Here is an 11685-nt window from a genome sequence, read left to right on the forward strand (position 1 = left end):
AGTTTCATTGAAAAGCGCGTAACACATTGCATCAAAGATCGTTGTTTTGCCACTCCCTGTCTTACCCGTGATCAAAAACAACGGTGCCTGTTCAAAGCGGGTAAAATCAACGGTCTCATCCACATAAGGTCCAAAATTTTTGAGTTTTAATTCTAAAGGTCGCATCCCTACTCACCTTCCTTTTCTAGATCCAATAGACTTTCTTTAGCCCATTTTTGTTGGAGTTTTGTTGGTTCTTGACCAGTAGCTTGAACAAAGAAATCAGTAAATAACTCCAGCGGGGTCTTGCTTTCGATCTTTTCAGCTTGCTTAGTGTGGACCAGACGTTTCTTGCGCTTCAACTCAATTATCCGCGGATAATACTTGCGCAATTTATTCATCACATCAATGATCTCATGCTCATCGGTCAATTCAATAGCTACATAGTCATCTTGCGCGACAGTCTGATAAAGTTTTGTCGTCAATTCTTCATACGAAGCCTCCAAACAGCAGATATCATTGAGCGGATCTAACGGGATCCATTTACACGAAAAAGGTTCTGTTTCCACGATCCAAACGCCTTTTTGACTATTAGCTTCAGCCACCGAATATTTCAGTAAACTCCCACTGTATTTGACCGTTGGCAGATCCAATGCTTTCTTGTCATGCAGATGTCCTAATGCCACATGATCAAAATCACTAAAGAGCTCAGGTGACACTGAATCAAGTCCTCCCACTTCGATCTTAGTCTCTGAATCTGACCGTAAACTGCCAGCCGCAAAAAAATGGGCAACTAAGACCTGCTTTTTTGCTGGATCAAATTTAGTTTTTAACTTGGCCACGACTGATTTCATCGCGGAAGTCAGATCATTCAAGCTTTCATCAGCAAAATAGTTACGCGCTTCTTGAAGTTCAAAATACGGTAATAGAAAAAATTGCGTATCCTCAAATTCGATCGGGGTAAAAGCTTCGGCTAACTTAGTATGCAGATATAGTTTGGTTTGCTTGAACCACGCTTGACCTGTCGCTAAACGTACTGCTGAATCATGATTGCCACTGATCACTAACAATGGAAGATCTGCTTTTAGATTCAAATCTTTTAAGGCTTGATTCACTAACGTCACCGCTTCTTCACTAGGTAAAGAGCGATCATAGAGATCACCAGCAACGACTATTGCATCGACTTGCTCTTTTTGAGCGATCTGAGCGATCTGTTCTAAAGCATCTTGCTGCTCTTTGACCAATGGATATTCGTGAAGTCGTTTTCCGATATGCCAATCTGCTGTATGTAAAAATTTCATCGTCTACCCCCTAAATCAAACTTTTGTTCGTTATAAAAAATATTATACCACGAAATTCTCGAGCCTTTATTACAAAAATAGCAACTGTAGTCTTCATCTCCGAAAACTCAGTTGCTAGCAAGCTAATCTAAGCTATTAAATTTTTCTTTAGCAGCTAGATATTTATCTTTTTGTTCCTGCCAATATTTGCGATCGGCTTCTCCCAGCGTTTTAATGACTTTAGCTGGATTACCAACAGCTACACTATCTGCTGGAATATCCTTGGTTACCACTGCTCCACTGCCAATGACTGCGTTTTTACCGATCGTGACCCCCGGTAAAACAATGGTATTTGCCCCAAGCCATACATTATCTTCGATCACGATCGGAAGACCAAATTCGAGCTGATCTTCATTTCTGATCTGACTATCTAAGGGATGACCAGCAGTATAAAGTCCGACTCGTGGTCCAAGCATTACATTATTACCGATCGTGATCCGATTGACATCTAAAAAAATGCAATCCATGTTGGCATAAAAATTCTCACCTATGCTCACATGTCTGCCATAATCGACGTAGACCGGTGGTGTAACGTAGTAATTTTTACCCGTTTTCCCAAAAAGCTGTTTGACCAGTGCCTTTAACTTAGCTTTATCTGCGATCGAAGTTTGATTGATCTGTTGTGCGATCTTTTTGCCGTGGATCGATTTATGCTCAGGTAAGATGCCTCCAGCTAGATAAAGCTCACCTGCTAGCATTTGTTGGTATTCAAAGTCTTTTTCCATCAATGCCCACCTCACAAATTTATCTAACTACATTGTATCAAACTTTGAGCTACTTCTCTTAAACAAAAGGCACCGATCTCCTGCTAGACCGGTGCTCTTTATTAGCGATTATATGTTTTTTCTTGCTTTTTATCGCTATTATTTCGTGTATGTATATCGATCAACCCAACACTTACTTTGAGTGCATAGTCGACCGACCTCATAGTCGAATCATCTAAATGGGATATCTTATCCCGTAGACGTTGTTTGTCCAAAGTGCGTAATTGCTCTAGTAGTACGACCGAATCTTTCTCTAGGCCTTTTTTCCCCTTCGGTGCAGCTTTTAAAGCTACATGGGTCAACATCTTAGGCTTCGAGATCTTCGACGTGATCGCTGCTACGATCACTGTTGGACTAAACTTATTTCCAATGTTGTTTTGAATGACTAGAACAGGTCGCATCCCACCTTGTTCAGAACCCACTACAGGCGACAAGTCGGCATAGAAGATATCTCCTCTTTTAACCAGTTCTTTTACCATAGGATCACTCTCTCTAATTTATTTATTAGCTCACCGATCCATAATCGGCATCGCAATCACAACTGCCGAAAATACAACAAATCTCTTGATTCAAACCACCCATTTGACCGTAACCATCGATCAGCTCTTGCAAGGCTGTATGATACTTTTCGATCCGCTCAGCGTATTCGGGATGGTCTTTTATCTCTTCCACCTCAATAGTATAGAATTCACAAAATTCCTTAATATTTTGATATTGCAACACGGTCATTTTCTTTCTCAAATCATCTTCCACCATGACTAGCCCTCCGTGACCATTAGTTATCGCAATCTTAACATAAATACGTTTAAAAGTATACTTTATTTGTAATAGCGTGGTAACCTCTCAGATAGCGCACAGACTATCTCATAATTGATCGTTTGCGCATACTCAGCTGCATCTTGTGCTGTGATCTTTTGCTCACCATTTTGTCCGATCAATGTTACCTTTGTTCCTAGAGGTAACTTATCAGGCAGACGCACCATAAACTGATCCATGCACACTCGCCCCACGATCTCACACGGTTTTCCTGCGATCAATACATGATAACCTTGCATTCGCCGCAACCAACCATCGGCATAACCGACCGGCACAGTCCCCAACCATTCTGGCTTAGAAGCGGTATAAGTTTTACCATATCCGACCCCATCGCCTGGGCGCAACTGCTTGACTGCGACTAGTTCACTTTCCAAACTCAATGCCGGCTTAAAAGTCTCTGGCAACTCTAATTCTTTTCCCGAAGGATTTAAGCCATACATCGTGATACCATAACGAATAACATTGCCCCCACAATCTGTATGCCACATTGCGGCCGCTGAATTAGCTACATGGACATAACGCGGTCTAGGCGTTACGACTTTCATCAACTCATTGAATTTTTTCACCTGATAATTGTAGTGTACTTGGTCTTTAGCATCGGCAGTCGCAAAGTGCGTAAAGATCCCTTCAAATTCAAATTGTGCTACATGTTCGTGCAAAAAATCGATCGCTTGACTCAATTTTGCTTGATCTCTAAAACCGATCCGCCCCATACCAGTATCTAAAGCCAAATGGACTTTGAGCTTAACACCAGCTTGTGCCAATTCATTTTGTGCCTGGATCAAAAATTCTAGATCCCCAACAGCAGTTGAAAGACCATATTTAGCCATCAATGTAGCTTCTCTAGCAGGCGTAACACCTAAGATCAAGATCGTTTCATCAATACCAGCCTCACGTAAAGCTAGTCCCTCATCGATCAGCGCAACACAAAAGCCAGTCGCTCCTGCTTGTCTCGCAGCTTTAGCAACGGGTACGATCCCATGCCCATAAGCATTGGCCTTTACGACAGCAAAAAGTTCTTGTTGTTCATCCATGCGAGCTAATTCAACTGCGATATTATGCTTGATCGCAGCTAGATCAACATTTACATGGGCGTTGCGGTGCAAACCTACAACCATTTTGATCATCTTCTCTCTTACTTGATTTTTTCTAAAACAACCATAGTGGCAACATGTTCTTTGGTATGTGATATCGAAATAAATGCATTGCATTCATTTTCGAGGGGATGGTGCGAAAAATACGGACGGCCTGCGGGATCATTTAAGATCTCAATATCTAAAAAACTGACAGTTTGACCGATCCCAGTTCCCACAGCCTTACTGTATGCTTCTTTAGCGGAAAAACGTCCAGCCAAAAACTCCCCCTGACGTTTAGAAGACAGCTCTGCAAAAACAGTTAATTCCGCTTTGGTCAAGATCTTGGTCGCCGTTTTAGGCAACTTGACTAACATCTGCTTGACCCGTTCAATAGATTCTAAATCATTTCCGATCCCCAAGATCACTCGATTTCACCCTAACATCATCACAGTTTTTTTACATATCAATCATACTTTTTCTCTCAAGCTTAATCAAGCCAAAAATCCGTTAAGTCCCCCAACAACTTAAAATCAAGAGAAAAGAGGCTTAAACAGCCTCTTTTGCGTAATTATAGATCTTCTACGACGACATAAGTCATGTCAAGTGGGCCGTGGACCCCCACGATCAGTACCATTTCAATATCCCCCGAATTAGACGGACCTGAGATGAAATTGATATTTGAAGTCTTGAGTTTACCAGTTTTCATTGCTTCATCGTAGCGGTCGATCGCTTGACGCATCCGCGGTAAGATCTTACTTTTAGGAACGATCGCTAAATAATGTGTCGGTAAGAAATGGAACCCTCGGCCTTGTTCTTTAACTGTTGCAGCTGTGATCGTCCCCGATTCAGCTAAGAGATAATCAGCAAAGCCGATCGCTGCATCACTTTGATCTGCATCAATTAAGTTATCTCGACCACGTTTTACATCCCAAAAATACAATTTATCTAGTTCTAACGCATTACGCCAATCTAAAATACCATATTCTTGCCACTTTTCATCCGCAAAAGTCGGCAACATCAAACTGTGGATCTGCTTTTCATGTAAGAAATTTTCTAGTGTTTCACTCAGCTTAGCGACCGGTACTGTCTTAAAATCAACATGGATCGCCTCACTATTGGTCTTGGCTAAAGCTAATAATTCATCTTGATCAAGACCTGATAGCGTCGTCTCTGGTAGATCATTGATAAATACCAGCGGATCATTTGCTAGATCATGGCGGGGACGCTCAGCTTTTTTGGCGATACGATCTAGAAATTCTTCGCGGTTTTTAGGATCATTTGCTTTGAGCGTTTCAGTCATTTTGTTCGCCTCGCTTCCGTTCTTTTTCATGTCGATCGTACCAATGACGGAAGTTTTCCCTTAGCTTCGGTGGCTCAGCCAGATCTCTGACATCGACCCACCCATGGATCAACTTCGGTGCGATCTTTGGAACTTTATCGATCTTTCCTTCAGGATAAAGGTTCTCAACACTATTTTCTTTTTTATTGGAGAATGGCTTCATTGCCAAATGTTCACCCATCAAAGCTCCCTTAAAGAGGATCGGTGTCTTAGTCCCAACACTGATCGTCTTAAAAATAACATTATTTAGACTATGATCTAAATGAAGTTTATTCATCTCAACTTTACGGTGTTCCAAGATCAGATCATGCAGTGGGATCTTGACTGGACATGTTTCTGTACATGCTCCACATAAACTGCAGGCATATGGTAACTCACCAAAGTTTTCGTAACCATCTAAGATCGGTGATAAAACTTCACCCATCGGTCCGGGATAGATCGAACCATAGACTTGGCCCCCGATCTGACGGTAAACGGGACAAACATTCAAGCAAGCCCCACAACGAATACATTGTAAGATCGGTTCAAAAACTGTATTCAACGCATTGGAACGGCCATTATCAATGATAACTACATGAAAATCCTCTGGACCATCAAGTTCGTCATCTAGCTTTCCTGCACTAAAAGTACAATAACTTGTCAATTTCTGACCGACCGCACTGCGACAAAGCAAGTTATCCAACACTTCGGCTTCCTTTAGCCCTGGAACGATCCGCTCCATCCCCATGACAACGATCTGCGTTTTTGGTAACGCCATCGTGAGGTCAGCATTACCTTCATTAGTGACCAAATTGATCATCCCATTATCGGCGATCGCAAAGTTACAACCGGTGATCCCCAAGTCGGCTTCCATAAAATATTTGCGTAAATAGCTCCGAGCAAAACGTCCCATGCTTTCAGGATCATTATCGCCCTCATAACCGATCTTTTGAAAGACTTCCCGCACTTGATCGCGATTTTTGTGCAAGGTCGGAAAAACGATATGGGTCGGTTCATCCCAATCGTCTTCTTGTAAGATAAATTCTGCTAAATCCGTTTCCATCAATGAAAGTCCTGGGATCTTCAACAATTCCTTGTCTAGATCGATCTCAGTCGTGACCATTGATTTAGATTTAACGACCTTTTTGACATTTTTCTCACGTGCGACTTGCTTGATATAAGCTGTTGCATCGGTATCTGTCTTAGCAAAATAAACGTGTCCGCCATTTTTTTGGACATTTTTGCTAAATTCTTCAAGATAATCTGGTAAATGTTTAACGGCATGTTGGCGGATCTGCTCACCTAACTCACGCCACTCGTTCCAATGGCCCAGTTGTTCTCGGGCACGTGTCCGTTTCTCAAATTGCGCATCTTGGGCTTTAGCCACTGATGCACGCATAAATTTGTCTTTTTTAGCATTTTTTACACGTTCGTCAAATGAAAGTTCACTTGTCTTTAAGCCCATCTAAAACACCCCGCTTCCATTAGCTGGTACCATCTGATGATCCGTATCCTTAACGTATTTGACTCGGGAAAGATCGACATTATGATTCAAAACTTCTGCAATATGCATCACTTTGATCTTTTCACCCCGACGGTTCATCCGTCCACCAATATTCATCAAACACGCTTGATCCGCCCCGATCAAGATCTGAGCATTCGTAGCTACGATATTATTGACCTTATCGTCGACCATTGCTTCGGAGATCTCAGGTTCTTTAGCCGAGAAAGTCCCACCAAAACCACAACATAATTGCACATTATGCAATGGGATCATCTCAAGATCTTTAACATGATCGAGCAAGACAAACGGTGCAGTCCGTTCACCTAATAGCCGTGTCATGTGACAAGAGCGGTGGAAGGTGGCAGTTGCATCTAATTGGGCTCCACAATCCAAGATCCCTAACACACGATAGATAAATTGTGAGAATTCATAAGTCTTATCATGCAAGATCTGAGCCTTTTTGGCATAGTCAGGATCATCTTTTAAGATATCTTTATATTCCTTTAACATCCCGACACATGACCCCGAAGGCCCAACAATGTAATCAGCATCCACACTTAATAATGCATCTATCTCATTGTAAAATGTCTTGATCGTTTCCTTACTGTAACCGCTATTATACGTTGGCTGACCACAACATACCTGTCCCTTAGGAAAGACCGTTTCACAGCCAAAACGCTCTAAAACTTCGACCATCGCTTGACCTACATTTGGAAAAAGCAGATCAACGATACAGGTTGAAAAAATACATACTCTCATTGATAAGTGCATTTAAAATGCACCTCCACCTCCTTTAATAAGGCTTGGACAACATATATAAATCAAAAAATCCCAATAATCATTGCTATACCATAATTATACTCCAAAGTACGTAAAACGCTTGCATGTTTTGCTTTTAATTATTGAATATTTGCACAAAAAAAGAACGCAGACAATTGATTCTACGCTCTTTTACCTAAAAAATTAGTGATATAAATCGAAACGACCTTTAGCAATAAATTCTTTGAATCCACCGATCTCAAAGAGTGACTTGTTCATGATCATTTTCTTCATCATCGATGCTGGATAACCCTTGATCTCCAATTTTCCGATCACCCCAAAGCCATGGGTATTACCGACTGAAGCAACCGTTCCTTTGCTCTTATAAACAAATGGTGTATCTAAATGACCATTCCCGTTGATCTGTGATTCGAGATCTTTAGCCGCATAGCCCGCCATCGCAGTAGCGATCTGAGCTGTTGTTGGATATGGACGCCCACTTTCTTTATCCATTACAGCCGCTACGTCACCTAAGATATAAAGATCATCAAAGTTTGGATCAGTCAAATTATCTGTGACTACGACCCGACCACGCCGTTCTTGTAAGTTGGATTCACCAACAACGGGACTACCTGAAACACCGGTCGTCCAAATGATCGTTTCAGCTTTCAAGGAGTTTGTTTGACCATCTTTTTCATAGATCACTTCACCAGGTGCCACTTCACTGATCTTAGCACCGCAAAGCAGTTCAACATCCAAGCTCTCAACTAGTTTGACACCATAATCAGCTAATTTTTCGCTAAACATTGGCAAGAGACGCGTTGCTGCTTCAACAACTGTGATCTTGACTTCGGATGGTGCTACCCCAGCAACTTTAGCATATTCTGGGCGTCCTTCAGCTAAAGCACCAGCTAATTCGATCCCGGTAAAACCAGCGCCACAGACAACAAGTTGTAAGTAACGCTTATCTTTTGTCTCTTTGTATTTTTTCATCGAAGCTAAAATATGGTCATAAATCGCCAATGATTGCTTGATATTTGTCATCTCAAGCGCATTTTCTTTAGCGCCCTTGATCCCAAAAGTCTCGGAAACAAAACCTAAGGCTAAGACACAGTAATCATAGTCGAGCATACCATGTTGTTTTAATTGCACTTGTTTTTTAGTAGCATCTAGTTTCACTACTTCATCTTGGATAAATTCCGTCACTGCTGGATCAACGATATCAGCGATCGGATAAGTGATCTTTAGAGCCGGTTGGGTCCCAGAAGCAACCTCATGTAATTCCGTTGTTTCATAATGATAATCATCTTTGTCGACTAAGATGATCTCAGCTTTTCCCTTGACCTTTTTTTGTAACTTATGCACCGTTTGTAATCCTGCATATCCAGCGCCTAAAACAACTACTTTTTTCATAAAAAATCTCCTCGTTAAAAAATAAGATTAAATAAAATACCTAACAGATATAAAATAACTTGTAAAAACGAGCCTACAGCTAAAGTTTTGACTGCTGTGATAAAAGTCTCAGTTTTTACTTGTTTTTCCCATAGCAATTTATTTTGCCGGTAGAAAAATGGAAGTGCTAAAACGATCAATAAGACCGTGTAGGGAGCTAAGCCAATAAATGGTGTTAAGCACAAAGAGACTAACGCCAAAATATTTTTCGCAGTATAGACCTGCAAAGCCCGTTTTTTCCCTAAATAGTGCACGATCGTATAACGATGATTGCGCTCATCTTCAGCTAGATCACAAATATTATTAGCTAACATCAGATTTGAGATCCACAATATATTCGGTAACGCTAATAATGCGATCCGCCAAAGATCAGAGAGATCAAACGTAAATTCCTGATAAGTATTGATATAAACACTTATCAGCATGATCATCCCGCCCATGGTAAAGCCAGAAAAGAACTCGCCGACCGGTAAACTCGATAGCGGACGTGGACCAGCGGAATATAAGATCCCGACAGCAAAACAAAACATCCCCATCAACAATAACGGCCACCCTGTACGTATGACCAACACTAGTCCTAAAACAGTTGCGACTCCCGCCATTCCAAGCAACATCCATAAAACTTCTCTTGGTGATAAGTTTTCACGACCGATAATATTGGTCTTTTGTTTATACTCCTCTTTATCAAGAGCATTATGATAGTCATTGTAATTATCCCACGCATCGACTGACATGTTAAATAAAAACATTGCGATAAAAAAGAGCAAAAGATTCGCCCAATTGAGTGAATGATAATAATAATAACTAAAACATACTCCGAGCAAGAAAGGTAAAACACTGGCTGTTTTGGCCTTGATCTCAACAAGTTCAAGGAAAACCTTAAGTGACATTCAAATTACCTCGCTTTGTACTGGTTTAGTCTTCACAGTATAGTGTACAATAAAACTAGATAAATATGTCGGAAGGAAACCTAAATAATGAAATTAAATTTTTGGCAACAGTATCCGTTGGTCAAAGATGATCTGCAGATCGTCAATCAATTGATCGCAAAAAAGATCGAAGTCAACGATCCTAAACTTAAAAGCGCTCTCTTACAGATGGTAAATAACGGAGGAAAATATCTCCGCCCAGCCTTGCTATTGCTCTTTTCCAAGGAAAATTCGACTACGACTGCCGATGAACGTCTCCTTAAACTCGCAGCTTCGATCGAAGTTTTGCACACCGCAACTTTGATCCACGATGATATCATTGACGATTCACCTAAACGGCGTGGTCAAGTCAGCATTCAATCTGCTTTTGGAAAAGATATCGCCGTGTATGCTGGGGACCTGTTATTTACTGTCTTTTTCGATCTGATCGCTGATTCTTTGTATGCCTCGCATTATCTCAAAGTCAACGCGCAAATGATGCGTCAGATCTTAAATGGTGAGATCGGCCAAATGAACGCCCGTTTTGACACAGAACAGAGCTTTTTGACCTATCTTCGCAATATCAACGGTAAGACCGCTGCGATCTTTAGTCTCGCCTGTCAAGAAGGGGCTTATTTTAGTGGAGCTGATCGGCGTCAAGTCGCTTTAGCTAAACGGATCGGGCAAAATATCGGCTTGAGTTTTCAAATGCTAGACGATATCCTAGACTACTCTGATGGCAAAAATTTAAACAAACCGGTCATGGAAGATCTCGCAACTGGTGTTTATTCTTTACCACTATTAATGGTCCTACAAGAACACAAAGCTGAATTGATGCCTTACCTAGCTAAAAAAGAACAGATGACTGCCACCGATATGGAAGTTGTCAAACAACTCGTCTTAAAATACGGTGGCGTCACTAAAGCCAAAGCCCTAGCTGAAAAATTCATACAAAAGGCGCTCGATCAAACTTCGCAGCTTCCAGCCTCGCAAAAACGCGACTTGCTCGAAAAGTTGATCAAACGCCTTTTGAAGAAAACTAACTGATCAATAGCCTTCATCGACTTGTTTAAGCTTTTGATAACGCTTATTGTCAGCCAGCTGTTTAGGAGCTCCTTGTAGTTCGATCTGACCCTCTTCGATAAAGACTATCTGATCTACATGCTCGACTCCTTGGAGATGGTGTGTGATCCAGATCAAAGTCTTGTCCTGTAAGACATCCATGAATGTCTTAACTAAAGCGCGTTCGGTGATCGGGTCAAGTCCGACTGTCGGTTCATCCAAAATGATGATCGGCGCATCTTTTAATAAGATCCGCGCTAAAGCCAACCGGTGTCTTTCACCACCTGAAAATCTCAATCCTGCCTCATCGACCATCGTTTCCAGTCCTTGAGGCAGTTTTTTTATCAATTTTTTCAGGCCTACTCGCTCTAAAACATCCCAAACTTCTTCATCACTAGCATCTTCATTACCGATCCGGATATTATTGACCACAGTCGTATTGAAAAGATATGGCGTTTGGTGGATAACACCGATATATTTAGCAATATCATCACCAAATTCTGTCGTTTTGACCGCATTTAAAGTCACTGAACCGGCTGTTGGAGTTAGATCTCCCCGCAATAAACTAGCTAGGGTACTTTTTCCTGAGCCACTTCGACCTAAAATTGCCAACTTTTCACCTGGACTTATTTTTAAGTTGATCCCATTCAACACATTATGGTGTCCATCGGCATAAGCATATACCAAGTCTTTAACTTGCAGTTCAT

The 11685-nt window shown here is 41.3% G+C and carries 14 protein-coding genes; 1 reads left to right on the forward strand and 13 read right to left on the reverse strand.

Translation table 11 applies throughout. From position 1 onward, the window contains the following. The 12 genes from Q9Q35_RS11585 to Q9Q35_RS11640 all read right to left on the reverse strand — a co-directional run. On the reverse strand, positions 1-165 hold a 165-nt coding region (locus Q9Q35_RS11585), incomplete at its 3' end, for an AAA family ATPase (protein ID WP_304653518.1). A gap of 2 nt (positions 166-167) precedes the next feature. Beyond that, positions 168-1280: an exonuclease SbcCD subunit D gene (locus Q9Q35_RS11590; RefSeq protein ID WP_304653508.1), complete on the reverse strand. Its 1113-nt coding sequence runs from the start codon at positions 1278-1280 to the stop codon at positions 168-170. A 122-nt stretch (positions 1281-1402) separates the two neighbouring features. Continuing rightward, the gene (locus Q9Q35_RS11595) at positions 1403-2044 is read right to left on the reverse strand and encodes a sugar O-acetyltransferase (RefSeq protein WP_304653509.1); all 642 of its coding nucleotides are present in this window, start codon (positions 2042-2044) and stop codon (positions 1403-1405) included. 101 nt (positions 2045-2145) lie between these two features. Next, positions 2146-2562: a type II toxin-antitoxin system PemK/MazF family toxin gene (locus Q9Q35_RS11600; protein ID WP_010688102.1), complete on the reverse strand. Its 417-nt coding sequence runs from the start codon at positions 2560-2562 to the stop codon at positions 2146-2148. Between the two features lie 25 nt (positions 2563-2587). Then, entirely contained in the window at positions 2588-2839 is a 252-nt protein-coding gene (locus Q9Q35_RS11605; RefSeq protein ID WP_304653510.1) for a hypothetical protein, read from the reverse strand. Positions 2840-2901: 62 nt separating this feature from the next. Then, a complete protein-coding gene (gene alr / locus Q9Q35_RS11610; RefSeq protein WP_304653519.1) occupies positions 2902-4017 on the reverse strand; it encodes an alanine racemase in 1116 nt (371 codons plus the stop codon). A 17-nt stretch (positions 4018-4034) separates the two neighbouring features. Continuing rightward, positions 4035-4400 carry a holo-ACP synthase gene (gene acpS, locus Q9Q35_RS11615; protein ID WP_304653511.1) on the reverse strand — a complete coding sequence of 122 codons (366 nt, stop codon included), beginning with the start codon at positions 4398-4400 and terminating at the stop codon, positions 4035-4037. A 143-nt stretch (positions 4401-4543) separates the two neighbouring features. After that, on the reverse strand, positions 4544-5275 hold the full coding sequence (locus Q9Q35_RS11620; RefSeq protein ID WP_304653512.1) for a lactate utilization protein C: 732 nt from the start codon (positions 5273-5275) through the stop codon (positions 4544-4546). Beyond that, complete coding sequence (locus Q9Q35_RS11625; RefSeq protein ID WP_304653513.1) at positions 5268-6758, reverse strand: LutB/LldF family L-lactate oxidation iron-sulfur protein; 1491 nt, start codon at positions 6756-6758, stop codon at positions 5268-5270. The genes Q9Q35_RS11620 and Q9Q35_RS11625 overlap by 8 nt, the downstream gene beginning before the upstream one ends. Continuing rightward, positions 6759-7556 (reverse strand): (Fe-S)-binding protein, encoded by a 798-nt coding sequence (locus Q9Q35_RS11630; protein WP_304653520.1) that lies wholly within the window; start codon positions 7554-7556, stop codon positions 6759-6761. 204 nt (positions 7557-7760) lie between these two features. After that, positions 7761-8969, reverse strand: a complete 1209-nt coding sequence (locus Q9Q35_RS11635; protein ID WP_304653514.1) for an NAD(P)/FAD-dependent oxidoreductase — start codon at positions 8967-8969, stop codon at positions 7761-7763. Positions 8970-8983: 14 nt separating this feature from the next. Next, entirely contained in the window at positions 8984-9898 is a 915-nt protein-coding gene (locus Q9Q35_RS11640) for a prenyltransferase (protein WP_304653515.1), read from the reverse strand. An 87-nt stretch (positions 9899-9985) separates the two neighbouring features. Between Q9Q35_RS11640 and Q9Q35_RS11645 the strand changes: the two genes are divergently transcribed. Beyond that, the gene (locus tag Q9Q35_RS11645; protein WP_304653516.1) at positions 9986-10963 is read left to right on the forward strand and encodes a polyprenyl synthetase family protein; all 978 of its coding nucleotides are present in this window, start codon (positions 9986-9988) and stop codon (positions 10961-10963) included. On the opposite strand, the gene Q9Q35_RS11650 is transcribed toward Q9Q35_RS11645, so the two are convergent. Continuing rightward, positions 10964-11685: amino acid ABC transporter ATP-binding/permease protein (locus tag Q9Q35_RS11650; protein WP_304653517.1), on the reverse strand; the 722-nt coding region annotated here is incomplete at its 5' end. It abuts the gene before it with no gap.

Origin of the sequence: uncultured Ligilactobacillus sp., assembly GCF_948826705.1 — a bacterium.
GTDB lineage: Bacteria > Bacillota > Bacilli > Lactobacillales > Lactobacillaceae > Ligilactobacillus.

What these genes read in the sequence shown, in the direction of transcription:
- Q9Q35_RS11605 (WP_304653510.1), bottom strand. Translation starts at nt 2,839, where the DNA reads ATGGTGGAAGATGATTTGAGAAAGAAAATGACCGTGTTGCAATATCAA.
- Q9Q35_RS11640 (WP_304653515.1), bottom strand. Translation starts at nt 9,898, where the DNA reads ATGTCACTTAAGGTTTTCCTTGAACTTGTTGAGATCAAGGCCAAAACA.
- Q9Q35_RS11600 (WP_010688102.1), bottom strand. Translation starts at nt 2,562, where the DNA reads ATGGTAAAAGAACTGGTTAAAAGAGGAGATATCTTCTATGCCGACTTG.
- alr (WP_304653519.1), bottom strand. Translation starts at nt 4,017, where the DNA reads ATGGTTGTAGGTTTGCACCGCAACGCCCATGTAAATGTTGATCTAGCT.
- Q9Q35_RS11620 (WP_304653512.1), bottom strand. Translation starts at nt 5,275, where the DNA reads ATGACTGAAACGCTCAAAGCAAATGATCCTAAAAACCGCGAAGAATTT.
- Q9Q35_RS11630 (WP_304653520.1), bottom strand. Translation starts at nt 7,556, where the DNA reads ATGAGAGTATGTATTTTTTCAACCTGTATCGTTGATCTGCTTTTTCCA.
- Q9Q35_RS11635 (WP_304653514.1), bottom strand. Translation starts at nt 8,969, where the DNA reads ATGAAAAAAGTAGTTGTTTTAGGCGCTGGATATGCAGGATTACAAACG.
- Q9Q35_RS11590 (WP_304653508.1), bottom strand. Translation starts at nt 1,280, where the DNA reads ATGAAATTTTTACATACAGCAGATTGGCATATCGGAAAACGACTTCAC.
- Q9Q35_RS11595 (WP_304653509.1), bottom strand. Translation starts at nt 2,044, where the DNA reads ATGGAAAAAGACTTTGAATACCAACAAATGCTAGCAGGTGAGCTTTAT.
- Q9Q35_RS11625 (WP_304653513.1), bottom strand. Translation starts at nt 6,758, where the DNA reads ATGGGCTTAAAGACAAGTGAACTTTCATTTGACGAACGTGTAAAAAAT.
- Q9Q35_RS11645 (WP_304653516.1), top strand. Translation starts at nt 9,986, where the DNA reads ATGAAATTAAATTTTTGGCAACAGTATCCGTTGGTCAAAGATGATCTG.